The following is a 23244-nucleotide window of genomic DNA, read 5'->3' as shown; positions in this document are numbered from 1 at the left end:
AATTTGGCATCGGGACGATTAGCGCCTACGCCGCCATTTTTAGAAAAATACTCGGCAAGGCTTTATCAATTTCGGTATTGAGATGCTCTTGTTCAAGTTTGTAATCCAGTTTGTATGATTTTAGCCAGCTATTGGCAAGGTCGGTAATATTGGGTTCGATAGATTGGGGTTTAGCCATTGCTTTGCTCGTTAATTAATGTGGGTGAATTAGTTAAAGGGTGAGGTCGTCTGAAATTTATTTGTCTCGTTCAGGCAATTTTTTCAAAATTACTTTTTCAGTTTTACGTCCGCAAGTGTGTCATTCAGGCAGTAATACCGCCATGAGTGCAACGTTTATATAATAATTGCTTCTGCCTATTTTCTGTTTGTGCAGAAAGCCGCTTTGCGTGAGTTCATCCAAATACTTAGCCGCGCTGGGGCGTGAAATTTTCAACGTCTGCATGAGAAACTCGATTTTGGCATAGGGATGGACGAATAAGTGGTTGATGAGGTCTTGGCTGTAAAAGCTGAAACTGCTTCTGATTCTGTGCTTGTAGTCCATCATGGCTTGGCTGATATGTTGCACCGTGTTGATGCCGTCTTTGGCGGTTTGCTCAACGGCTTCCAGCATATAAAGAATCCACGCTTCCCACTCACCTGTATCACGCACACTTTGCAGCAGACGGTAGTATTCGCTTTTGTTTTGTACCAAATAACGGCTGAGATACAGCACGGGAATATCCAGCAAACCGTTTAAAACCAAATACAGTACATTGATGATGCGCCCGGTTCTGCCGTTGCCGTCGTAAAACGGATGAATGCTTTCAAATTGATGGTGGATCAGTGCCATACGAATCAGCGGATCGCTATCCGGCTGGCTGCCGTTAATGAAGTCTTCTAAGCCGCGCATCAGGCTGATGACTTCGTCGTGATGTTGCGGCGGAGTGTAGACGACTTGACCGGTTTGGTCGTTTTTCAGCATGGTTCCGGATTGTTTGCGGAAACCTGCCCGGTTTTTCTCCAAGGTTTCCTGAATCTGTAAAATATGGTTGTTGGTGAGCATGCCGTGTTTGTTTACCAAGGCGAAACCACAATGCAGTGCAGCAGCGTAATTCTGCACTTCTTTCGCTGCCGGGTTTGTGCTTGGCGAAAGTTCAGCTCGAAACAATTCATCGTGTGTAGTAATGATGTTTTCAATTTCAGAGCTGTCTTTTGCTTCTTGTAAAACTAAGGTATTGATGAGAATACCTTGATTCGGAATGCTGCGGCAGATTCCTTTAAATTCGGCTAGATGACGGTGTGCCGCTGCCAGTTTTTTTAAGACAGCCACAGTTTCGAAATCAGTATGAGGTGGAAATGAGTGAATGGAATACATGATTAAGCCGTTGATAAGGTAGACGTTGTAAAAAAATCCCGTTTTTTTGCTATATTTTAGCAATATGCTAAAAAAAACGGGATTTTTTTACACGTCATGTTTAACCTTATATTTTTATATTATTTCTTCAACTTAGCAAACGCATCCGCCATTGCAGTATTGCCCACTGCTTTTTCACGCGGATTGCGTGAGTTGCTGTTTGAACGCGCCTTACCGTTGCCCGAATGGTTTTCAGATGGCCTGTCGCTGCGTTTATTGCTTGCGCCGCCATCATCATCCAATCGCATGGTGAGCGCGATGCGTTTGCGTTTTTCGTCCACTTCCAGCACTTTCACTTTGACCACATCGCCTGCTTTCACCACTTCGCGCGGGTCGCTGACGTATTTGTTGGCAAGGGCGGAGATGTGGACGAGGCCGTCTTGGTGTACGCCGATGTCGACGAATGCACCGAAGTTGGCGACGTTGCTCACCACGCCTTCTAAAATCATGCCGATTTGCAGGTCTTTGATTTCGTTTACGCCTTCGGCAAATAAGGCCGTCTGAAACTCGCCGCGCGGGTCGCGGCCGGGTTTTTCGAGTTCGGTGAGAATGTCCAACACGGTCGGCAGGCCGAATTGTTCGGTGGTGTAGGCGGCGGGTTTGATGTGTTTGATTTGTTCGCGGTTGCCGATTAAATCGCCGGCTTTGATGTGCAAATCATCGAGCATTTTGGTGACAATCGGATAGGCTTCGGGGTGCACGGCGCTGGCATCGAGCGGTTCTTTGCCGCCGTTGATGCGCAAAAAGCCGGCGGCTTGCTCGAAGGTTTTTTCGCCCAAGCGCGGCACTTTTAAGAGTTTTTTGCGGCTGTCGAACGCGCCGTGTTCGTCGCGGTAGGCGACGATGTTTTGCGCAAGGGTTTGATTCAGGCCGGAAATGCGGGCGAGCAGCGGGGCGGAGGCGGTGTTCACGTCCACGCCCACGGCGTTCACGCAGTCTTCCACCACGGCATCGAGCGATTTGGCCAGTTGGCTTTGGTTCACGTCGTGCTGGTATTGGCCGACGCCGATGGATTTCGGGTCGATTTTCACCAATTCGGCCAGCGGGTCTTGCAGGCGGCGGGCGATGGAGACGGCGCCACGCAGGCTCACATCCAATTCGGGGAATTCGCGCGCGGCCAATTCGCTGGCGGAATAGATGGACGCACCGGCTTCGGAGACGACGATTTTATGCAAACCCATTTCCGGCATGCCTTTTACCAATTCGCCTGCCAGTTTGTCGGTTTCGCGGCTGGCAGTGCCGTTGCCGATGGCAATCAGCTTCACGCTGTGTTTTTTAATCAAACCGGCAAGCGTGGCCAACATATTGTTTTCTTGGTGCAAATACACAATCACGGTATCCAGCAGCTTGCCCGTGTCGCTCACTACCGCGCATTTCACGCCGTTGCGGTAGCCGGGATCGAGACCGAGCGTGGTCAGACGGCCGGCGGGGGCGGCGAGCAGCAAGTCTTTGAGGTTGCGGGCGAACACGGTAATCGCATCGCTGTCGGCATTTTCTTTCAGACGGCCTAAGGCTTCCAATTCGAGCGACAGGAAGATTTTGGCGCGCCATGTCAGGCGCACGGTGTCGCGCAGCCATTTGTGGCCGTCTGAAACGTGGAAATGTTGGGCGATTAATGTTTCGTATTCAGAGGCTTGGGTAATCGGCGTGTCATCGGGTTGGTATTTCAATGCGATGGACAACACGCCTTCGTTGCGGCCGCGCAAAACGGCCAGTGCGCGGTGGCTCGGCATGGTGCGCACGGCTTCGCGGTGGTCGAAATAATCTTTGAATTTTTCGCCTTCGTTTTCTTTGCCGTCCATCACTTGCGCGTGGATTTCGGCTTCGTTCCACAATTTCTCACGCAAACGGCCGATGAGTTCGGCATCTTCGGCGAATTGCTCCATCAAAATTGCGCGTGCGCCGTCGAGTGCGGCTTTGGTGTCGGCGATGCCGCCTTTGACAAACGGCGCGGCGGCGGCTTCCGCGTCTTGCGGCTGCTCATTCAGCAATACATCGGCTAACGGCTGCAAACCTTGCTCGCGGGCGATTTGCGCTTTGGTGCGGCGTTTCGGTTTGTAGGGCAGGTATAAATCTTCCAGCGCAGTTTTGTTGTCGCAGGCTTTGATTTGCTCACGCAGGCCGTCTGAAAGTTTGCCCTGTTCTTCAATGCTTTTTAACACGGTTTCTTTGCGCGCTTCGAGTTCGCGCAGGTATTGCAGACGCTCGGCCAGCGTGCGCAATTGCGTGTCGTCCAAGCCGCCGGTGGCTTCTTTGCGGTAACGCGCGATAAACGGCACAGTCGCGCCTTCGTCAAGCATGGCGACGGTGGCGGTGATTTGGGCGGCGGTGGCGGAAAGTTCTTGAGCGAGGATTTGGGTGATGTTCATGGTTGGAAAGTCGGGGCAAAAGGCCGTCTGAAAAAAGATTGATTATAGCGGATATCAAGCGAAAAGGCCGTCTGAAATCGTTCAGACGGCCTTCTTGGATTCGGGTTTTACCCCACGATGTTTACACGACGATATTCACCAAACGACCCGGCACCACAATCACTTTTTTCGGTGCTTTGCCGTCCATGAATTTCACCGCGCCTTCGCTGGTGAGTGCGGCGGCTTCGATTTGCTCTTTCGAGGCATCGGCGGCCACGGTGATTTTGCCGCGCAGCTTGCCGTTGACCTGAACCATAATCTCGATTTCCGATTTCACCAAAGCGGCTTCATCGACTTGCGGCCAAGCGGCATCCCACAGTTGGGTGTTGTTGAGCTCGGCCCACAAGCTTTCGCAGATATGCGGCACAATCGGCCACAACAGGCGCACGACGGCTTCGAGCACTTCTTGCGCCACGGTGCGGCCTTGCTCGCTGCCGGTGTCGGTTTTGTCAAACTGGTTGAGCAATTCCATCACGGCGGCGATGGCGGTGTTGAACTGCTGACGGCGGCCGTAATCGTCGCTGACTTTGGCGATGGTGCTGTGCAGCTTGTGGCGCAATTCTTTCAGCTCTTTGCTCAAGTTTTCTTGATTGCCCGAGAATGCAGCCACGGCATCGCCTTGTTTGCGGAAGTCGAACACGGTGCGCCACAGGCGGCGCAAGAAGCGGTGTGCGCCTTCCACGCCGCTGTCGCTCCATTCCAAAGATTGCTCCGGCGGGGCGGCAAACATCATAAACAAGCGGGCGGTGTCGGCGCCGTAGGCTTCAATCAGGGCTTGCGGGTCAACGCCGTTGTTTTTCGATTTCGACATTTTTTCCACGCCGGCGATTTTAACCGGCAGGCCGTCAGATTTAAGTGTCGCCGAAACAGGGCGGCCTTTTTCATCGGTTTGCACTTCGACATCGGCCGGATTAATCCACTCTTTGCTGCCGCTGGCGCCTTCGCGGAAATAGGTTTCGCACACGACCATGCCTTGGGTCAGCAAGCGCTCGAACGGTTCGTCAACGTTCACCAAGCCTTCGTCGCGCATCAGTTTGGTGAAGAAACGCGCGTATAAAAGGTGCAAAATGGCGTGTTCGATGCCGCCGATGTATTGGTCAACCGCGCCCCAGTATTGTGCAGCTTCGGTGCTGACCATGCCTTCTGAAAACTGCGGCGACATATAGCGGAAGAAATACCAGCTCGATTCCATGAAGGTATCCATGGTGTCGGTTTCGCGTTTGGCCGCGCCGCCGCAATGCGGGCAGGTGGTTTCGTAGAATTCGGGCATTTTGGCCAAAGGCGAACCCATGCCGTCGGGCACGACGTTTTCCGGCAGCACGACCGGCAATTGGTCGGCCGGCACCGGCACATCGCCGCAGCTTTCGCAATGCACAATCGGAATCGGGCAGCCCCAGTAGCGTTGGCGTGAAATGCCCCAGTCGCGCAGGCGGTATTGGGTTTTCGGTTCGCCCAGTTGCAGGCTTTGCAGTTTCTCGCCGATTTTGTCGAAGGCCGTCTGAAAGTCTAAGCCGTCGAATTCGCCGCTGTTGACCAATACGCCGTTTTCTTTGTCGGCATACCATTCTTGCCATGTCGTATCGTCGAATGCATTGTCGCCGACAGCGATGACTTGTTTAATCGGCAGGCTGTATTTGTTGGCAAACTCAAAATCGCGTTCGTCATGCGCAGGTACGGCCATTACCGCGCCGTCGCCATAGCCCCACAACACATAGTTGGCAATCCATACTTCCAATTCTTCGCCGTTGAGCGGGTTGATGACGTAACGGCCGGTCGGCATGCCGCGTTTTTCCATGGTTGCCATGTCGGCTTCGGCAACCGAACCGGCTTTGCATTCGGCAATGAATTCTTGCAGTTGCGGCACATCGGCAGCGGCGGCGGTAGCCAGCGGATGTTCGGCGGCCACAGCCACATAAGTCGCACCCATCAAGGTGTCTGGGCGGGTGGTGTACACTTGCAGATAATCGGCGTAATCGCCTTCCAAACCTTGTTTGCTGTTGTCGGCCACCGGGAAGCGCACGGTCATGCCGCGTGATTTGCCGATCCAGTTGCGCTGCATGGTTTTGACTTGTTCCGGCCAGTGGTCGAGTTTGTCCAAATCGGCCAGCAGTTCTTCGGCGTAATCGGTGATTTTGAAGTAATACATCGGGATTTCGCGTTTCTCAATCACCGCGCCCGAACGCCAGCCGCGACCATCAATTACTTGCTCGTTGGCCAATACGGTTTGATCGACCGGATCCCAGTTGACCGTGCCGTTTTTACGGTAAACAATGCCTTTTTCAAACAATTTGGTAAACAGCCATTGCTCCCAGCGGTAGTATTCCGGCGTGCAGGTAGCCAGTTCGCGATCCCAGTCGATGGCAAAACCCAAACTTTTGAGCTGGGTTTTCATGTATTCGATGTTGTCATACGTCCACGCGGCAGGGGCGACGTTGTTTTTCATCGCCGCATTTTCCGCCGGCATGCCGAACGCGTCCCAACCCATCGGCTGCATCACGTTGAAACCATTGAGCAATTTGAAACGGCTCAATACGTCGCCGATGGTGTAGTTGCGCACATGGCCCATGTGCAGCTTGCCGCTCGGATAGGGGAACATCGACAGGCAGTAGTATTTCGGTTTGGACGTATCTTCCGATACATTGAAAATACGGGCTTCGTCCCATTTTGCTTGCGCCGCCGGTTCGATGGCGGACGGTTGGTATTGTTCTTGCATGATTCGTCTGCTTTACGCTGAAAAAAAGTGAAAAATTAGCATGGGATTATAGCAGTTTACTGGCAGATTGTCGGCAATTTGCGGAACTTGTTTGCATAGGGAATAGATATAATAAACAGGCCGTCTGAAAAAATATTGCTGTTTTTCAGACGGCCTTACATTCGCATTTCAAGTGCAACGCTCAAATGCCATTGGCAAGGGCTGCTGAAAACAGATCACCCGGTGTCTCATAGTCCAATGTCTTTCTCGGTCGGCGGTTAAGGGCCTCCTCAACCGCTTTAATCTTTTTAGCACCCAGTTTCCTAAAATCCGTCCCTTTGGGGAAGTATTGTCTGATCAGCCCGTTGGTATTTTCCACCAAGCCTTTTTCCCAAGAATGGTATGGACGGCAGAAGTAAGTTTCCGCACCCAGGGCTTTGGCAAAGGTTTTATGCCGGTAAAACTCTTTACCGTTATCCAAAGTAATCGTTTGAATGATATCTTTAAACGGCTTCAATGCCCGAATCACTACCCGGGCTACATCTTCTGCTTTGAAATTGCTGATTTTGCGGATAACGACAAATTTGGTTTTTCTTTCAACAGCAACCACCAGTCCCAACAGCAACCACCAGTCCGCTTTTTTGGTCTTTACCGACAATAGTGTCCATCTCGAAATCGCCAACCCGCTCTTTTTGATCAACAATGGCAGGTCTGTGTTCAATGTCGGTTCTGTCCGGTACGCTGCCTTTTGTCCATGCACCGCTGCCGTATTTTCTGCGGTAGGGTTTGGAAACGATACGCAGATGGGTGTACAGGTCGCCGCCGTTTTGACGGTCTTTGGCGAGATAGCGGTAAAGGGTGCTGTGGTGCAGTTTGATGTGTTGATGTTTCAGCAGGTAGCCGCAGACTTGTTCGGGGCTGTATTTTTGGGTAATCAGTTTGTTAACAGTCTGTTTGACGGCAGTAGTCAGTTTGGTTGGCTTTTTGTTTTTCTTTTTAACTTCGCTTTGCTGTTGTGCTTTTCGGTAACAGTAGGTTCCGTTGACGGAATGCCGTCTGATTTCCCGACTGACGGTGGCGGGATGACAACCGATGTTCTGTGCGATTTGGTTTAGGGGTAGGTTGCGGTAATGTCTGGAAATGTAGTATCTTTGGTGTGAGGTCAGTTGTGTGTAGGCCATATTGCAATCTTTCTTGTCAGGAAAGGCAGTATACTACCGCATACTGGCCTTTTCTGTTATTGGAAATTGCACTTGTTAGGCGAATGTAAGGGCCTTTAGACGGTGAACAGGCAAATCTTTGCCCTAATCTGAAACCATCCCCATCAAAAAATATTCAGACGGCCTTTTATTTCGCTTTTTCCCCTTGAGATTCCCATCACTGCCCATATCTGCACACCAGTTTTAACACCTAATCTATTCCACTACGAACATGAGCAATCAAGACTTTTACGAAACCCTCGGCGTTGCCCGCAGCGCGAGCGAAGACGACATCAAAAAAGCCTACCGTAAATTGGCGATGAAATACCATCCCGACCGCAATCCCGACAATAAAGAAGCGGAAGAGAAATTTAAAGAAATCCAAAAAGCCTACGACACCCTTTCCGATAAAGAAAAACGCACCATGTACGACCAATACGGCCATGCCGCTTTCGAGCAAGGCATGGGCGGCGGCGCAGGTGGTTTTGGCGGCGGATTCGGCGGTGGCTTTGGCGGTGCACAAGGCTTTGACTTCAGCGATATTTTCAGCCAAATGTTTGGCGGTGCCGCAGGTGGCGGCCGTCAGCCGAATTATCAAGGTGCGGATTTGCAGGTTGGCGTAGAAATCACCTTGGAAGAAGCCGCCAAAGGTTTGAAAAAGCGCATCAATATTCCGACTTATGAAGAATGCGATGTGTGTCATGGCAGCGGTGCCAAACCGGGTACATCGGCCAGCACCTGTTCGACTTGTCATGGCTCGGGCACGGTACACATCCGCCAAGCCATTTTCCAAATGCAGCAAACCTGTCCGACCTGTCACGGCACCGGCAAAGAAATCAAAGATCCTTGCGTGAAATGTCGTGGCGAAGGCCGTACCAAAACCAGCAAAACCGTTGAAGTCAACATTCCGGCAGGCATCGACGACGGCCAACGCATCCGCTTGAGCGGCGAAGGCGAACCGGGTCAACACGGCGCACCGGCCGGCGATTTGTACGTCAACGTGCATGTTAAAGAACACAAAATCTTCGAGCGCAACGGCTTGGATCTGCATTGCGAACTGCCAATCAGCTTCGCCGTGGCCGCTTTGGGCGGTGATGTGGAAGTGCCGACTTTGGATGGCAAGGTGAAACTCAATATCCCGAAAGAAACCCAAAACGGCCGCCGCATGCGTGTGAAAGGCAAAGGCATCAAATCACTGCGTTCCAGCGCTACCGGTGATTTATATTGCCATGTGGTGGTAGAAACCCCTGTAAACCTGACCGACCGCCAAAAAGAATTGCTGGAAGAATTTGAAAGCATTTCTACCGGACTCGACCGCAGCCAAACCCCGCGCAAGAAATCGTTTTTAGATAAATTGGGCGATTTGTTTGATTGATGAGCGGAAAATGATAAAAGGCCGTCTGAAAAATAGATTTTCAGACGGCCTTTTATCAATCTAAACAGGTCAGCGCTTAACCCCCAGTCAACGCCATCACTCGAATAATTTTCTTCGGATTTTCCACAAATTCGTGCTTTTCCGGTTTCATCGCAATCGCATCGCGGATGGCTTGGTCGAGCTCGGCATCGGTGCAGTTGTCGCGCAGCAGGTCGCGTAATGGCGCTTTGTCTTCTTGGCCGAGGCAGAGGTGGATGTTGCCGGTGGCTGAGAGACGCACGCGGTTGCAGGTGGCGCAGAAGTGTTGGCTCATCGGGGTAATCAGGCCGAGGGTGAAGCCGTTGTTTTCGCTTTGCCAGTAGCGCGCGGGGCCGCCGCCGATTTTGCCTTCAAACGGGCTTAAGTCGAACTTTTGGCGCAATTCTTCCAATACCGGTTGCAAGCTGACTTTGGCGTGGGCTTGGCCGGTGGTGCCCATCGGCATGGCTTCGATAAGATTCAGGATAAAGCCGTGTTCCATGCAGAAGGCGACCATTTCGTCCAAATCCATGTCGTTAACGCCTTTGAGCGGCACCATGTTGATTTTGATGCGCTCGAAGCCGGCTTCTTTGGCAGCTTTGATGCCATCAAGCACTTGCGGCAGACAGTCGCTGCCGGTGATGCTGGTCACGCAGTCGCGGCGCAGGCTGTCAAGGCTGATGTTTAAGCGGCGCACACCGGCTTGGCGTAGGGCGTGGGCGTGTTTGTCGAGCTGGGTGCCGTTGGTGGTGAGTGAAATGTCTTCCACACCGGGCTGGCGGTTGATTTCGGCGGCCAAATCAGCCAAACCTTTGCGCAACAGGGGTTCGCCGCCGGTCAGGCGGAAGCGTTTGGTGCCGAGGCGGGCGAACGCGGCGGCCACGCGGCCGAGTTCTTCAATGGTCAGCCATTCTTTGGGAATGGAAAAACCTTTGAAGCCTTTGGGCAGACAATAAGTGCAGCGCAGGTCGCAGCGGTCGGTCACGGATATCCGTAAGTAGTCGACGGTACGGCCGAATGGGTCGGTCAGCATGATGGATTTCTAGTTATTTCGATTTAGTTATTTGGTCGTGTTTAGATAAAATTTTATCTTTAAAATTATGGGCTTAATCTTATCGTGTGTTTGGCAAAATGGCAAAACAAAATAACCTTTTTCGCTTTAAGTTTTTAATAACGAGCGACATTCTCATCTACTTGCAACGCCCATTCATCTATGCCGCCTTGCAGGTTATACAATGGCTCAAAGCCCATGTCGGCCAAATAAAGCGCGGTGTGCAGGCTGCGGATGCCGTGGTGGCAATACACCACAATCGGCAGGCCGTCGTCGGGCAATTCGTTGTGGCGCAACGGTATTAGGTTCATCGGGATATGAATGGCGTTGGGCAGGGCGCAGATTTCGACTTCGTCATCGGTGCGCACGTCGAGCAAATGAAATTCACGGCCTTCATCTTGCCATTTTTTGAATTCAATCACGGAAAGTTGCGGAATCATCATTATTCGGCCTTTGTTTTTTAAGAGTAAAACAGGCCGTCTGAAAGGAAATGTTTCAGACGGCCTTTCTTGGAGCGGAGCCGATATCAATCATTCGGCAAGCTCTTGGATTTAATATGGTGGCAATCTTTAAAAATCAAAGTCGCCAAAAGGTTGATTGGTTTTATCGTTGAGGTGGGCGATGAGGGTATCGAACAACACGCTTTGGCTGAATTCATTGCCGTTGCGGGTAACGAGCAGGGCGCGTTGCACCGGTTTGTTGCCGACCACAACTACCATGCGGCCGCCGTCTTTCAATTGCGCTTTTAAGGTTTCCGGCACGTCATACACACCGCCGCCAACGTAAATCGCATCAAATGGCGCGCCTTCGGTGTGTTCGGCTAGGCCGTCGTTTTGTGCGTAATAAATGTTTTGATAGCCTAAATCGTCTAAGATGGCTTTGGCACGGTTTTGCTGCTCAATATCGAGGTCGTCTGAAACCACTTCGCCGGCCAATTCTGCCAGCAATGCAGTGGCATAGCCCGAGCCGGTACCGATTTCTAACACTTTGTCTTGCTTGCTTAATTTCAAACCTTGCGCCAAGCGTGCCACAACTTTGGGCTCCAGCATTTTGTGGCCGTTGGGCAGCGGCAATTCGGTGTCGGAATACGCCAAACCTTGCTGATTTTTGGCAACGAAACGTTCGCGCGGAATCTCCATCAGGGCATCGAGCACATTAAAATCCAACACGTCCCAAGGGCGGATTTGTTGTTCGACCATATTGAAACGCGCTTTGTCAAAGTCCATGATTGTGCTCCGTGGCGGGTGTTATCGGGAAAGAGCCATTATTATAGAATCGAATCGGCCGCCTTGCCATATTTCAGACGGCCTATTTCATTGCGTGGCGGCTGAGTATGTCGGCTAATGCATTTAAATAGCGGGCATCGGTGTCGTCAAACTGCGCCAGCTTGTCGTCATCCACATCAAGCACGCCATAGCAGCGGCCGTCTGAATCAAACAGCGGCACCACAATTTCCGATTGTGATAAGGATGAGCAGGCGATGTGGTCGGGGTGTTGGTTTACGTCTTCGACCACGATGGTTTCGCCGCGTGCCCAAGCTTGTCCGCACACGCCGCGCCCGTAAGGAATCCGCGTGCAGGCCAACGGGCCTTGGAATGGTGCCAACACCAATTCTTGGCGTTCTTGTTCCACCAAATAAAAACCAACCCAAAACCAGCCGAATGCTTCTTTTAAGATAGCGGCAGTATTGGCCAAGTTGGCAATCAGATTGGTTTCACCGCTGATCACGCTCTCAATCTGCGGCAGCAATTCTTGATAACGCGCGGTTTTGTCGGTGTGGGAAAGATGAAGTGAATGCATGAAAAAAGGCCGTCTGAAAAAATAAAAACGAATTATAGACCAATTGGCTATTCGGCAGGAAATAAGGCCGTCTGAACAAGAAATATTGCTAATCATGTCGATATGAACTACACTTCGTTACAGTGATTTAATCTGACGGAGCAAGCAACATGCAACACGAAATCGGTATGTGGGATCAAAAATGGGTCATCGGCAACTGGAAAATGAACGGCCGCCTGCAAAACAACAACGCACTCATGCACCGCTTCCGCATCATGCCGACCGCCGAGCGCGTATTAATCGGCTTGGCCGCACCGACCGTGTATCTGTTGCAGCTGCACAACGCCATGCAGATTGTGTTGAACAACCGCATATTAACCTGCGCCCAAGACGTGAGCCGCTTCCCGAATAACGGCGCGTACACCGGCGAAGTATCTGCCGAAATGTTGGCCGACATCGGCACCGACATCGTATTAATCGGCCACTCCGAGCGCAGCTTGTATTTCGGTGAGAAAAACGAAATCCAACGCCGTAAAATGGAAAACGTATTAAACGTCGGCCTGATTCCATTATTATGTGCCGGCGAAAGCTTGGAAGAGCGCGAAGCCGGCCAAGAGCAGGAAGTGATTGCGCATCAATTATCCGTGTTGCAAGGCTTAGACACCAAAAACATCGCTGTCGCCTACGAGCCGGTTTGGGCAATCGGCACCGGCAAAGTGGCTACCGTCGAGCAAATCGCCGACATGCATGCGTTTATCCACAAACAAATCTTGTCTTTGTGTGGCGACGATGTTAAAATCCGCATTCTTTACGGCGGAAGCGTGAAAGCTGAAAACGCAGCAGACATTTTCGCCGTGCCACATGTAGACGGCGCATTAGTCGGCGGCGCATCCTTGTCTTATGACTCGTTTACCGCCATCATCGACGCCGCGCAAGCATCGTAGAGAATTATGGAAGCCTTTAAAACCGTTATTTGGATTGTGAACATCATTTCCGCATTGGCCGTGATTGTGTTGGTATTGCTCCAACACGGCAAAGGTGCGGATGCCGGCGCCACTTTCGGCTCAGGTAGCGGTAGTGCACAAGGTGTATTCGGTTCGGGCGGCAATGCCAACTTCCTGACACGCTCAACTGCTATTGCAGCCACTGTGTTTTTCGCCACCTGCATGGCGATGGTGTATATCCATTCCAACACCACACGCCACGGTTTAGACTTCAGTACCGTGCAGCAAAGCCAACCGGCGCAAACTGCACCTGCACCAAGCAATACAAATACCACACCTGCTGCCCCTACTCCGGCCTCATCCGCGCAGCAGTAAATCAAAAAGTAAAAGTTACCGGCCGACATGGTGGAATTGGTAGACACGCTATCTTGAGGGGGTAGTGATCCTAGATCGTTCGAGTTCAAGTCTCGATGTCGGCACCATCAAAAGAACCGTAAGCCATTGATTTATGAGGCTTACGGTTTTCTTTTTTTAAAAGGTATGTACCATATCTGTACCTTTTGCATAAATTCATAGCTAGATTAACCTAGCCATTCTTCTTATCTAGCTACTCAAATTTTCTCCCTTATTCTTATATAAAAGTTGAGACTCTAAAGATATGATTGCGTCGTAAGGCATTTCATCAAAAGCCCTTTCTATTTTATCTTGTGAACGCTCTAGAAGTGTAACTACTGAAGGCTCTCTTGTAAGGGCTTTTGCAGCTTCTACCAAATATTCAATCTCGCTAACTTCGTCTGCTAATACATTAAAAGCCTCTAATGCCCATTCCACAATGAAACGGTCAAGCGTAACATAATCTTTGTATTCCATTTTAACACCTCGTTATTCAGTAAATCAGGAAGCTATTATCCCACTTATCAAAATCATGTGTGCTTAAATATAACTATTAATAGCAAAATAACTATTTGTTTTTTAATGTATAAATTTATACAGTTTCTGTAGGTCATTCCTTTGCTTTACCTATCATAGGTGAGGTTTGTTCTAACACACACCAGCTGGTGTGGTGTACCCTCTGCCATAATTCACAGGGTATTTGTACTAAGATAATTAACACTCGTCTTGACGTACACACTTTTGTTGGTGCCTGTTTGCCTTGCGCCTTATAGGTATCTCTCAAAAAATTTTGAGTTTTTCTGAAAGAAAAGCTATCTGAAGTTTCAGATAGCTTTTTAAGGTCTTAAAGTTTACAAGGATTCATCAAAACAACCTTCTGCTGTGCTGGTTCCCCTTCTTAGAATACGGTCACTCACGCGGGAATCGTTACGACCTAGGCCGCTTGCTTTACCTACAAAGTTTTTTTCACGGTAAGACCACGCTGCAGATTGTTTCAGCTGAAGTGATAACTTAGTATGTAGGTTAACAAGTCTGCAAAACCGCTCCTGTTGTCCTGAATATGGCTTCTCTATAGCGGCCTTGAGGGTATTTAAGCTAAATTCATAGGTAAGTGCCTGTAAAGCGGCTGCCTGTTCTAGTCCAACCTCTGCAGCTGCCCCTGCGGTAACAAGGTCAATTACCCTCTGTGCCCGCTCTACAACTTCCTTTTGTGATTGGGCTTGCAACTCTTGGATTATGCTAGTTAAACGTTCTTTAAACTTTTGTTCTTTATCCTCCACAAGAGGTTTTAGCGTTGTATTCCCCTCTGTTCTTTCTTCTAGTCCCATCAATTTGAGTGCTTCTTCTACTCTATTGCTAATCGGTTTCGGCATATATTGAAATCCTCAAAAAAATAAATGATTATATAGGGGGGGGGGCTATATCCCCCCCCCCCCCCCCTTAAAAAGCTAGCACAGTTTTTCTCTACTTTTTGCAAATATAAATTTTGATAGTTAGGGCTTGCCCTCCCTCTGATAGAAGGGGAAGAGACTTAGGTTGCCTTTTTCAAGTCTCTTATCATCTCCGAAAAGCTACAGGTATCAACACGCCTCCATAACGTTTTAGACCGTTTTAAAATTCCAGTCCCTGTTGTCTCTGTAAAACTCTCGTAACCAAGTTGTTGCAATGCATCACAAATGAAATACTCAACCTGTGCATAGCTTCGTTTCCCTGTAAGGTTTAAGAGTTTATTTTCTCCACTCATAGTAAAATGGTCATAGACATCTTTTGTACTAAAAACATAACCATGTTGCCCGCGGCTTGAGAGATACTTTTCAACATCATCTACTAACACATTTGCTCGGTAAAATTCAGAAACTAACTTTTCTTGTACTTCTATATCCTCAGGTTTAGAAAAATAATGTTCTACACCTTCTTTTGCTAAATACACGGCCTCTGCAAACAGTTGTTCTCTAATGCTCAGTAAGCCTTCTGTATCAATCGTTCCTCCTACTTTAATCGGCCAAAAGCGGCGGCATAACGCATAATCTCTAATAAAACCCAAACCGTTAGGGTTAAAAGTGCCTATAAAACTACAAGTTCTTCTATGAGAACTATTGTGCTCGTTATAATTCTCACGGAACCTGTCTTCACTCGCACTGAGTACGTGTTTTACAACCTCTGTTCCTCCTCTACCTTGAAGCAGTGAAGCCATTTCCGCTACCTCTGCGAACCATAACCCCCTAATAGCTCGTTGGAATTCTCTAGTATCCTCATTAAGTGAAGGCAAGCTATCTGTGTAAAACTCCCCCCCACATGCTTCCCCTAAAATCTTAACTGCCGTGCTTTTTCTCACACCTGGTCCTCCCAATAAGATAAGCATGGTATCTGACTTAATTTGCTCATTCGGCGAACTCATCCCCCTGCGTACTGCTGCAATAAGTGACAGTTTAAACATCATATTCACAATTTCACGTTCCCTTTTGCTGTAACCTTTGTCAAGGTTAAGGTATGTGCTGGCGGCCTTTTCAAGTCTTGGAGTACCGTCCCATTTAAGTGCGTTTAATTTATCCGCCAAAGGGTTAAATACTTGTTGCTCTGCTACTGTAGATAAAGCCGATTCTAAAGTCTGTCGGGTTATGTTGCACCCTAAAAAGCACAAACGTGTTAGAATCGCCCCCATGCCATCACGGTTTAAGGTACCTTGGCATAGGGCTCGTCCCTTAGACCAATGCGGCACACGTTTTACTTCAGTGCGGTTACTTAAATCGTTCCAACCAATTACCCCCTTGAAATCGTGGTGTAAAGTTAAGAATCTTACTGCATTCATTAAGGTTGCTTTAGGGCGTAAATTATTATCTAACTCTAATTCTTTCCTCAATTCCTCAGGCCATTCTTCTAAGCGGGATTGCCCCTCAGCCCTATTTCTCTCCTTCACCTCCTGTGCAGCTTGATAAGTATTCCCCTTCTTAATTCTCGCCTGTAAGGCATAATCTACCGTTCTCTTTATATAATCCTCTCTACTCCATTTTGTGGGATTCTTTCCAGTGTATCCAGCTCCTCTTGCAGCCAGCTTGGTTCCACTAATAGCTTCAGCAATAACTTCAGCTTTGCGGGTGTAGTAAGAAGCCTCTAAACAGGCTGCTGCATCTGCTGCAGACCAATCACCAAAGTGTGTATTGATAAATTCTGCATTCCCGTCTAACAACTGAACCAAGCCGCCGTTGACACCCAAAAAGTAATTGTGCTGGCGCATCAATCTGATAACCTCTGAACTATTCTCAACACCAGCGCCCATAGATTCAATGGCTTGTGCCTCAATTCCTACAGCCTGATTCATATATCCTGAAACCTTGCCATTATATTTAGCTTCATCAGGCTCTTGAATCTGATAGAAGCCTTTAGCCTTAAAACATTTGTCTAAAAACTCCAGATTTTGGCCTTTTAACTCAGGTAATTCAACCATAGTCTGCCAATCATTTAAGGCATCCCCGGTAACCTTTACAACACGGTTTACCCCCCCTACAAAGCAATCAATGCCCACTCCATCGCTATTATCTGCCTTAGATTGCAGCTTAAAACCAAACTCCCTGTGCTTGATATAATCACCCTTGAACTTACTGCTCATTTCTGTCGGGATTTTAAAAAATGCGTGTAGCCCTTTACCGCTACTGCTGACTTCTACAGCTGCCATTTCCAGTAAAAATGACCACTCCTTAGGCAATTGGGCATTGCAATCATCAAAGTCCAGGCAAACAACTTCAGGTGGTACTTCAGAAAAGTTAGCCAATAAATCACACCTATAAACCAGGGAACCTGTTTTGCGGGTTAATTCCAGCGCTTCTTCCAGGCGGTGACTGCCATCAACCATCATTTCAGACCAGTTTTTATAGGTTCCATCAATTAACTTTTCATACTTGATAGCAGGTGAATATAGATACCCATTTTTTAAAATTTTATAAACCTTACCTTCTGTGCCTGTTCCATGGCTAAAACCCCAATGGTTAAGCCCTGCTAGATTTGCAAGTTTAAATCTGTTAGAATCTTTCTGAAAACTCATTTGTTTAATCCTTCCATTTAGTAAAACCCCTCACACAATGAGGGTGTTTTACATTTCACTTGGCGCGCTTCTATTTTTTATCTCGTAAGGAAATATTAGCCTCACCCTTATTTAACTCTTCAAAAATATACCGCTTCTCGGGGCTTATTCTCTCGAAAAGCCCTTACTCTTCGTCTGAACTCTATCAGCTATATTTTTGAAGCACTTCTGCGGAATACTTACACCTAGTCTCGTCTTAATCACTCTTTCCTTGAATCAATTTAAGCAACACATCTCCTGAGTAGCCCTTTTTACGGCCAATTCCATGAAGCGGTGGCATGGCTCCACGTTTTACCCGAGACCAGATAGTTTTAGGGTGTACACGTAAAGCTGCAGCAATCTCATCCACTGTGTAGAACCAATCTTCTTTAATCGTAAACATTTAAATCTCCTTAATTACAAGGCAACACATATGCCCCTTGTTTGGTAATTTATCGTCTCACCCAGCGAAAAAAAATGCGGTTGCTAATTTTAAAAAATAGCAACCGCATAAATATCGTTGATTTTATTGGGAATTAATTTCACAAATATTCAAAAAACACCTCCTCCTGTGGTTGAATGCCGCGCACTCAAACGCCTGAAAAAATAACCAACCCAACCTATTTGGGTGTTTCTCCTGTATTTTTTTGTAGCTGTTATTGTCTGATAGCCACTTCTCATACAACCCCTGTGCCCCTGCTGGTGTCAAATACTTAGACACTAAGTTTCTCCCAGCATATCTGTTCAAATCGGTACCTACTGCAAAGCTCCAATTGAAGTAAAGGTTAGCATCTTCCGTTTCTATTTTCAGTTTACTACATAACCTGCTTTTCTTACTTGCACTGTAACCCAACTCTCCCAACGTGCAGCCTGCCAATGAGTCTCCGTTTAGTAGCCTTAAAAATACCTTGCTATAGGTTAAAATATAGTCTTGTTCATCTGCTGGTAATGGAATGCCTTCAACCTTATAGTCTTTAACTTGCGTGGCAAGGTATTCCGCAAATCTCGTAACTCCCCGTTTGCCTGTAACTTTACCTAATTCCTTGGCCAATACACAGCCTGCTAAGATTAGTTCAGGCTGGTCCTGGCTCATCAACCAATAGCTGGCACTTTCTAGGCGACTATTTAAGTTGTGCATACTTAGGTTTGAACAAACCTGCAACTGTGCTAGCACATCAGGTAACAGGTTATCTGCCTGTTCAGCCAGTATAAGGAATCTATCGCTTTCACTAAATTGAGGTTCCTGAATATCAACTATATCTTCCATTTGCTGCATAATCCTTCCCTTGATCATCCATCACCTCTCTGAAGCAATAATCTGCCCATTCTTGTACCAATAAACGACGTTCTTCTAATCTATCGTCTCTGTCATAGGCTCGTTCTACTGCGCTCATAAACTGCACATGGGTTAACTGTATCTCACTAAGTTCACGCGGCTTCCCATTCTGTACACACCAAGCTTTAAAGGTTGTCCTAAACCCATGCGCAACGGCCAGCCGGCCAGTAATATCACTTTCTAATGCTGCTGAACCAAACTTATAGGAAAAGCTGCGAAGCACTCCTGTGATGATATTTTCACTGTACATTTTCTTTGTACTTCTATTTTGAAAGACCAGTCCTTTAGAACTTATCCCTAAGCTGTCTTTTTCAGCCTTAATTCTTTCTAAAATCTGCATTACTTGTTTTGGTAGGGGATACCTTACACTATGGGTAATTTTCCCCAAATCACTGTGTGCTCTCAAAGTCCACACCGCTTGCTCTAGGTTTACGTCCTCCCATTTCATCGACCTAATAGCACCTGTGCGGGCTGCTAGCAGCATTTGTATAATTAACATTTTGGTTCCATCTGTCAGCTTTGTTATATCCCTACCTTCTACAAGTTTCTTTATAAAGCCTGTTACATTTCCCACTTTCATGCTTGGATAGTGCTTCTCTTCACTCGCCCGCCTATCTACAACTTTACCTAGCCCACGCCTGACGGCCTTCATCGGGTTGCTCTCACGCAACCCTAAAGCCTCTGCATACTCAAAAACCTGTGATAAAAATTCTATAATTTTTCTGCCAGCCTCAGGTGAATCATAATAAACGCCTTTGCTCTCACTTAGGGTTATCTCAATCCGTTTACCTATTTTCTTTGGGTTCAATGGCATTTTTAAGACTTGAATTATCTCATAAGCATTTATTTCAGAAATAGGCCGACTACCAATCCTAGGGAAAATATAAATTTCCATTCTCCGTATTTTTTTCTGTATCTCTGACTGATTTTTCCATACGCCTAATTTGTTTTGCTCAGACCAATACTCACGGGCTATCGCTTCTAATGTTGTCTTAGCATTTACCTTCGCTAAAGATTGCTTCTTTTTTGCTTCAAGCTTAGGGTTTTTACCTTGTTCAACTAACCGCCTTGCAGAATTTCCCTCATCACTTGCTTCTTTAATACTCATAAGAGGGAAGCTGCCTAGTGTATAGCGTTGTCTGTTTCCCTCAATTGGGCAATAAAAGGTAAATACCCAGCTACCCTCCCCATTTTTAACTTTACTAGGGATTAGACTTAGCCCCCTTACTCCTCCATGTGGTATGGATTTACCTTTTGCTTTAATACTGCTTGCTGTTCTATTTGTGATAACTGGCATTTGGAAACCTCCATCTAGTTACGCTGAGTTTCTGTACCTTGGATGTACCTTTTTAGTGTGCTTGACTATTACCAAAACTATATCTTATTATACTGAATATTATATAAGTATATAAAATAATAAAGTTTTTTGTCAATTTAAAAGAGTGTAGGGTAGTACTCAATATAATGGTTAGGGTCTCGATGTCGGCACCATCAAAAGAAAAACCGTCTGAAATTCAGGCGGTTTTTTTACGTCTAGATAATAATAGCCAATAGGCCGTCTGAAAACTTGTTTATCAATAATCAGTCATCTTTCAGACGGCCTTTTATTTACTTCAACTGATCATCACGAATGCGCACAAACGTGGCAAAGCGCGGTGTGCCTTTTTGTGTAAAACCGCGATAGCGGTAGGTAATGGTTGCGCCGATGGGTGGTGGGTTGTCGCGTTCGGCATCTTTGAATCCGCTGCCGATGCGAAATTCACCGTATTGATTGCGGCAGCCGATGGCTCCGAGCCGGCCTTGATTTTTGCCTTTGCCTTCGTAATGACGGGTGATGATGCATTCGGCATCGTGCTGGCTTTTGAGTTTTAAAAGTTGGCTGCTGCGTCCTCCTGTGTAGCTTTGTTCGGGATTGCGCAGCATCACGCCTTCGCCTCCTTGGACTTCAATTTGCTTGAGAAAATCTTGAGCCTCTTGGGCATTTTCTACAGGGATTTGTTCAATCACGGCAATGGGCGCAGTGGGGTGCAGTTGTAGCCATTGTTGGGCGACATCAAGCCGCTGATAAAGATTGCCGTTGGCCTGAGGGACATCAAATACATGCAATTTGATGTTTTGCCAATTGCCTGAAGCTGAACGCACGGCAGCGGAAATCTGTTCAAATTGACCGCGTTTGCTGAATAGTTCGCCATCCAGAGGGTAGGGGGGAAAGTGGCGGGTATAACCGGCAGGGGGGGTGAATGCGTAGCCTTGACGGCTGATGAGTTGTTTGCCGTTCCAATAGGCGCGCACGCCGTCGAGTTTTTCGCTCATCGCCCAGCCTTGAATATTTTGGTTTTTGTATTCTTGTGCCAGCAGTAAATCGGCAGCAAGTAACCGGCTTGAGATGAAAAGCATGGTGAAAATAGGTATGATGAGTTTCATGGGTTTTACTTCTCTTATTTTCTTTAATTACCATTCTTTAGAAACTATATTGTATTGTATTAATAGGTCATCTGAAAATGTGAGATAACTAAAAAGGAATTAAATCATGGCTTTACAGGTTGAAATTATGGCGGTTACGCCATTTCGTCAAAATTGCTCGTTGTTGTGGGATGATGAAACGCATGAAGCGGTTTTGACGGATGTGGGGGGCGACGTGCCGTTTTTGTTGCAGCAGGTTGCAGAAAACAAGCTGACGGTAAAAGAAATCTGGCTTACGCACGGGCATTTGGATCATGCGGGCGGAGTAGATGAGTTTGTGAAGAAATGCCCTGTGCCGGTGATTGGACCGCATAAGAAAGATGATTTCCTGCTGCAGTCTTTACCTCAAACCACGGCGCAATTCGGTTTTCCGGTTTCGCCTGCGGTAGTGCCGACCCGTTGGCTGAATGAGGGCGAGATACTGACGGTTGGCCGATACGAATTTACGGTATTGCATATTCCCGGTCATACGCCGGGGCATGTGGTGTTTTATTGTGCTGCGGAAAATCTGCTGATTGCGGGTGATGTGTTATTTTACGAGACAATCGGTCGCACAGACTTCCCGAGAGGTAATCATGAAGATTTAATCAATCATATCCATAGTAAGCTTTTGGTATTGCCACCTGAAACGCAAGTTATCCCCGGGCACGGCAGATTAACGACTATTTCACATGAAAAACAACATAATCCGTTCCTTTAATTCTAACTTTAGTATGTTTTATGATGTACTCTGTAAAAACTCATTAATTTAATGAAATTCGCTGTTGTAAATAATAGTGCCTCATGTAGTATGGTTATTAATTCGCAAGTTTATTCGTAAAAACAGGCGGAACGTCCACAGCAAAACATAAAGGAAGGAAATAGATATGTCTTTAGATTTAGGTAACTTGTTGCAAAGTCAGGTGGGTAATGTGTTGACCCAGTTCTTAACAGCCAATGGCGAATCTGCTGAAAACAGTACGCAAGCAGCTGGTTTGGCGGTACCTGCGATTATAGCCGGCTTGGTGAAACATGTGAGCGGCAATACTGCCAACGCTTCAGGTTTGTTGGATTTGATCACCGGTGCCGGTGGTGCGCGTCTGAATACTGCTGTTGCCGATGTTGCTACCGGCAATGGTGCAGGCAGCCTGATTGATTTGGGCAAACAATTGTTGCCTAACTTGTTGGGTGGTAATGCGCCAAATGTAGCCGACCAAATTGCAGCAGAAAGCGGTATTTCTAAAGCATATTCAGGTTCTTTGCTGGCATTGGCATTGCCTTTGGTATTGTCTGTTTTGCGCGGTAAAGCACAAAGCGACAATTTGAGCGACGGTCAATTGTTGGGCTTATTGGGTCAACAACAAGGCTGGTTGGCACGCGTATTGAGCCCGAACATGTTATCGGCATTGGGTATTGGCAGCTTGAGCGGTTTGTTCGGCGGCCTGACTAATGTGATTAGCGGTTTGGGTGCAACTGGCGCAGCGGCAACAGCTTCTACCGCGAATGCCTCTGCAGCTGCGGCAGCACCTGTAGCAGCCAAAAAAGGCGGCGCAGGTAAATGGATTGTCTTGGGTTTGGCTGCGTTGGCGGCATTGTTTGCCTTCAAGAGCTGTGGCAACAAACAAGAACCTGCTCCGGCACCTGCACCAGTTGAAGCCAGCGCCCCTGCTGCTTCTGATGTAGCCGTTCCAGTAGAAGAAGCGTCTGCTTCGGTTGAAGTAGCTGAGCCGATGGTTGCCTCTGAAGTGGCGGCGCCTGTAGCTTCTGACGCAACACCTGCTGTGGCTTCGGCAACTGATCCTGTGGTTCAAGAAGCAGATTCAGCGGCTCGTGTATTAGTGGAAGATGGCGTAGCCAAATTCTACTTTGCGACCGGTAAAAACGACATTGCTGAAGGTGCTGATGCTATCGTAGCCGATGTAATCGCTGCCGGTAAAGAAGGCAAAAAATTGGTTATTAGCGGTTTTGCAGACAGCACGGGTGATGCTGCAGCCAATGAAGAACTGTCTAAACAGCGTGCTCAAGCTGTTCAAGTATTCCTTGAATCTCAAGGTGTCGACTCAGCTAATATTGAATTGCGCAAGCCTGAAAACACCACAGGTGCAGTCGGCAATGAGCAAGAAGGCCGTCGTGTTGAAGTGAAAGTTGAAGGTTAAT

Annotated in this window: 20 protein-coding genes, 1 tRNA gene and 1 pseudogene; 6 read left to right on the top strand and 16 right to left on the bottom strand. The window is 47.8% G+C overall.

The window, feature by feature from the left end; all coding sequences use genetic code 11:
- Positions 1 to 25: 25 nt before the first annotated feature.
- From ACM67B_RS10065 to ACM67B_RS10045, 5 genes and pseudogenes are all read right to left on the bottom strand, one after another.
- On the bottom strand, positions 26 to 178 hold the full coding sequence (locus ACM67B_RS10065; protein ID WP_416189499.1) for a hypothetical protein: 153 nt from the start codon (positions 176 to 178) through the stop codon (positions 26 to 28).
- A 120-nt stretch (positions 179 to 298) separates the two neighbouring features.
- A complete protein-coding gene (locus ACM67B_RS10060) occupies positions 299 to 1354 on the bottom strand; it encodes a Fic family protein (protein ID WP_416189498.1) in 1056 nt (351 codons plus the stop codon).
- Positions 1355 to 1473: 119 nt separating this feature from the next.
- Positions 1474 to 3762 (bottom strand): Tex family protein, encoded by a 2289-nt coding sequence (locus ACM67B_RS10055; RefSeq protein ID WP_416189497.1) that lies wholly within the window; start codon positions 3760 to 3762, stop codon positions 1474 to 1476.
- A gap of 121 nt (positions 3763 to 3883) precedes the next feature.
- Positions 3884 to 6514, bottom strand: a complete 2631-nt coding sequence (leuS, locus tag ACM67B_RS10050; RefSeq protein ID WP_416189496.1) for a leucine--tRNA ligase — start codon at positions 6512 to 6514, stop codon at positions 3884 to 3886.
- A gap of 181 nt (positions 6515 to 6695) precedes the next feature.
- A pseudogene (locus ACM67B_RS10045) lies at positions 6696 to 7674 on the bottom strand (IS30 family transposase).
- A 250-nt stretch (positions 7675 to 7924) separates the two neighbouring features.
- Here ACM67B_RS10045 and dnaJ point away from each other — a divergent pair.
- Positions 7925 to 9067, top strand: coding sequence for a molecular chaperone DnaJ (gene dnaJ / locus ACM67B_RS10040; protein ID WP_095502249.1), 1143 nt, complete (start codon positions 7925 to 7927; stop codon positions 9065 to 9067).
- A 76-nt stretch (positions 9068 to 9143) separates the two neighbouring features.
- On the opposite strand, the gene moaA is transcribed toward dnaJ, so the two are convergent.
- From moaA to ACM67B_RS10020, 4 genes are all read right to left on the bottom strand, one after another.
- On the bottom strand, positions 9144 to 10118 hold the full coding sequence (gene moaA, locus ACM67B_RS10035) for a GTP 3',8-cyclase MoaA (protein ID WP_416189495.1): 975 nt from the start codon (positions 10116 to 10118) through the stop codon (positions 9144 to 9146).
- Positions 10119 to 10252: 134 nt separating this feature from the next.
- Complete coding sequence (locus ACM67B_RS10030) at positions 10253 to 10579, bottom strand: rhodanese-like domain-containing protein (protein ID WP_416189494.1); 327 nt, start codon at positions 10577 to 10579, stop codon at positions 10253 to 10255.
- A 126-nt stretch (positions 10580 to 10705) separates the two neighbouring features.
- On the bottom strand, positions 10706 to 11362 hold the full coding sequence (locus ACM67B_RS10025) for a protein-L-isoaspartate O-methyltransferase family protein (protein WP_416189493.1): 657 nt from the start codon (positions 11360 to 11362) through the stop codon (positions 10706 to 10708).
- An 82-nt stretch (positions 11363 to 11444) separates the two neighbouring features.
- Positions 11445 to 11936, bottom strand: a complete 492-nt coding sequence (locus ACM67B_RS10020; RefSeq protein ID WP_416189492.1) for a GAF domain-containing protein — start codon at positions 11934 to 11936, stop codon at positions 11445 to 11447.
- A gap of 149 nt (positions 11937 to 12085) precedes the next feature.
- On the opposite strand from ACM67B_RS10020, the gene tpiA reads away from it, so the two are divergent.
- From tpiA to ACM67B_RS10005, 3 genes are all read left to right on the top strand, one after another.
- Positions 12086 to 12859 carry a triose-phosphate isomerase gene (tpiA, locus tag ACM67B_RS10015; protein WP_416189491.1) on the top strand — a complete coding sequence of 258 codons (774 nt, stop codon included), beginning with the start codon at positions 12086 to 12088 and terminating at the stop codon, positions 12857 to 12859.
- A 6-nt stretch (positions 12860 to 12865) separates the two neighbouring features.
- On the top strand, positions 12866 to 13234 hold the full coding sequence (secG, locus tag ACM67B_RS10010; RefSeq protein WP_416189490.1) for a preprotein translocase subunit SecG: 369 nt from the start codon (positions 12866 to 12868) through the stop codon (positions 13232 to 13234).
- Positions 13235 to 13255: 21 nt separating this feature from the next.
- Positions 13256 to 13341: transfer RNA gene (locus tag ACM67B_RS10005), tRNA-Leu, on the top strand.
- A 121-nt stretch (positions 13342 to 13462) separates the two neighbouring features.
- Here ACM67B_RS10005 and ACM67B_RS10000 read toward each other — a convergent pair.
- From ACM67B_RS10000 to ACM67B_RS09970, 7 genes are all read right to left on the bottom strand, one after another.
- A complete protein-coding gene (locus ACM67B_RS10000) occupies positions 13463 to 13729 on the bottom strand; it encodes a hypothetical protein (RefSeq protein WP_416189489.1) in 267 nt (88 codons plus the stop codon).
- Between the two features lie 374 nt (positions 13730 to 14103).
- Complete coding sequence (locus ACM67B_RS09995; RefSeq protein ID WP_416189488.1) at positions 14104 to 14625, bottom strand: hypothetical protein; 522 nt, start codon at positions 14623 to 14625, stop codon at positions 14104 to 14106.
- Between the two features lie 158 nt (positions 14626 to 14783).
- The gene (locus ACM67B_RS09990; RefSeq protein ID WP_416189487.1) at positions 14784 to 17291 is read right to left on the bottom strand and encodes a VapE domain-containing protein; all 2508 of its coding nucleotides are present in this window, start codon (positions 17289 to 17291) and stop codon (positions 14784 to 14786) included.
- A gap of 235 nt (positions 17292 to 17526) precedes the next feature.
- Positions 17527 to 17712 (bottom strand): helix-turn-helix domain-containing protein, encoded by a 186-nt coding sequence (locus ACM67B_RS09985; RefSeq protein ID WP_416189486.1) that lies wholly within the window; start codon positions 17710 to 17712, stop codon positions 17527 to 17529.
- A gap of 123 nt (positions 17713 to 17835) precedes the next feature.
- A complete protein-coding gene (locus tag ACM67B_RS09980) occupies positions 17836 to 18585 on the bottom strand; it encodes a hypothetical protein (RefSeq protein WP_416189485.1) in 750 nt (249 codons plus the stop codon).
- Complete coding sequence (locus ACM67B_RS09975) at positions 18560 to 19942, bottom strand: tyrosine-type recombinase/integrase (protein ID WP_416189484.1); 1383 nt, start codon at positions 19940 to 19942, stop codon at positions 18560 to 18562. The genes ACM67B_RS09980 and ACM67B_RS09975 overlap by 26 nt, the downstream gene beginning before the upstream one ends.
- A 311-nt stretch (positions 19943 to 20253) precedes the next feature.
- Positions 20254 to 21069: a DNA ligase gene (locus ACM67B_RS09970; protein ID WP_416189483.1), complete on the bottom strand. Its 816-nt coding sequence runs from the start codon at positions 21067 to 21069 to the stop codon at positions 20254 to 20256.
- A 106-nt stretch (positions 21070 to 21175) separates the two neighbouring features.
- Here ACM67B_RS09970 and ACM67B_RS09965 point away from each other — a divergent pair, with 106 nt between their 5' ends.
- The gene (locus ACM67B_RS09965) at positions 21176 to 21808 is read left to right on the top strand and encodes an MBL fold metallo-hydrolase (RefSeq protein WP_416189482.1); all 633 of its coding nucleotides are present in this window, start codon (positions 21176 to 21178) and stop codon (positions 21806 to 21808) included.
- A 166-nt stretch (positions 21809 to 21974) separates the two neighbouring features.
- Entirely contained in the window at positions 21975 to 23243 is a 1269-nt protein-coding gene (locus ACM67B_RS09960; protein ID WP_416189481.1) for a DUF937 domain-containing protein, read from the top strand.
- Position 23244 lies beyond the last annotated feature (1 nt).

It is taken from the genome of Neisseria sp. CCUG17229 (genome assembly GCF_047839235.1).
In the GTDB taxonomy this organism is placed as follows: domain Bacteria; phylum Pseudomonadota; class Gammaproteobacteria; order Burkholderiales; family Neisseriaceae; genus Neisseria; species Neisseria brasiliensis.
The sequence above is the reverse complement of the archived record's forward strand: the minus strand, read 5'-3'. Positions and strand labels throughout refer to the sequence as shown.

Bases quoted from the DNA above. Each gene is read 5' to 3' on its own strand.
- ACM67B_RS09980 (WP_416189485.1), bottom strand. From the start codon at position 18,585: ATGCAGCAAATGGAAGATATAGTTGATATTCAGGAACCTCAATTTAGT.
- leuS (WP_416189496.1), bottom strand. From the start codon at position 6,514: ATGCAAGAACAATACCAACCGTCCGCCATCGAACCGGCGGCGCAAGCA.
- ACM67B_RS10065 (WP_416189499.1), bottom strand. From the start codon at position 178: ATGGCTAAACCCCAATCTATCGAACCCAATATTACCGACCTTGCCAAT.
- ACM67B_RS09995 (WP_416189488.1), bottom strand. From the start codon at position 14,625: ATGCCGAAACCGATTAGCAATAGAGTAGAAGAAGCACTCAAATTGATG.
- ACM67B_RS10025 (WP_416189493.1), bottom strand. From the start codon at position 11,362: ATGGACTTTGACAAAGCGCGTTTCAATATGGTCGAACAACAAATCCGC.
- ACM67B_RS09975 (WP_416189484.1), bottom strand. From the start codon at position 19,942: ATGCCAGTTATCACAAATAGAACAGCAAGCAGTATTAAAGCAAAAGGT.
- ACM67B_RS09970 (WP_416189483.1), bottom strand. From the start codon at position 21,069: ATGAAACTCATCATACCTATTTTCACCATGCTTTTCATCTCAAGCCGG.
- ACM67B_RS09990 (WP_416189487.1), bottom strand. From the start codon at position 17,291: ATGAGTTTTCAGAAAGATTCTAACAGATTTAAACTTGCAAATCTAGCA.
- ACM67B_RS10020 (WP_416189492.1), bottom strand. From the start codon at position 11,936: ATGCATTCACTTCATCTTTCCCACACCGACAAAACCGCGCGTTATCAA.
- secG (WP_416189490.1), top strand. From the start codon at position 12,866: ATGGAAGCCTTTAAAACCGTTATTTGGATTGTGAACATCATTTCCGCA.
- dnaJ (WP_095502249.1), top strand. From the start codon at position 7,925: ATGAGCAATCAAGACTTTTACGAAACCCTCGGCGTTGCCCGCAGCGCG.
- ACM67B_RS09960 (WP_416189481.1), top strand. From the start codon at position 21,975: ATGTCTTTAGATTTAGGTAACTTGTTGCAAAGTCAGGTGGGTAATGTG.
- ACM67B_RS09985 (WP_416189486.1), bottom strand. From the start codon at position 17,712: ATGTTTACGATTAAAGAAGATTGGTTCTACACAGTGGATGAGATTGCT.
- ACM67B_RS10055 (WP_416189497.1), bottom strand. From the start codon at position 3,762: ATGAACATCACCCAAATCCTCGCTCAAGAACTTTCCGCCACCGCCGCC.
- moaA (WP_416189495.1), bottom strand. From the start codon at position 10,118: ATGCTGACCGACCCATTCGGCCGTACCGTCGACTACTTACGGATATCC.
- tpiA (WP_416189491.1), top strand. From the start codon at position 12,086: ATGCAACACGAAATCGGTATGTGGGATCAAAAATGGGTCATCGGCAAC.
- ACM67B_RS10030 (WP_416189494.1), bottom strand. From the start codon at position 10,579: ATGATGATTCCGCAACTTTCCGTGATTGAATTCAAAAAATGGCAAGAT.
- ACM67B_RS10060 (WP_416189498.1), bottom strand. From the start codon at position 1,354: ATGTATTCCATTCACTCATTTCCACCTCATACTGATTTCGAAACTGTG.
- ACM67B_RS10000 (WP_416189489.1), bottom strand. From the start codon at position 13,729: ATGGAATACAAAGATTATGTTACGCTTGACCGTTTCATTGTGGAATGG.
- ACM67B_RS09965 (WP_416189482.1), top strand. From the start codon at position 21,176: ATGGCTTTACAGGTTGAAATTATGGCGGTTACGCCATTTCGTCAAAAT.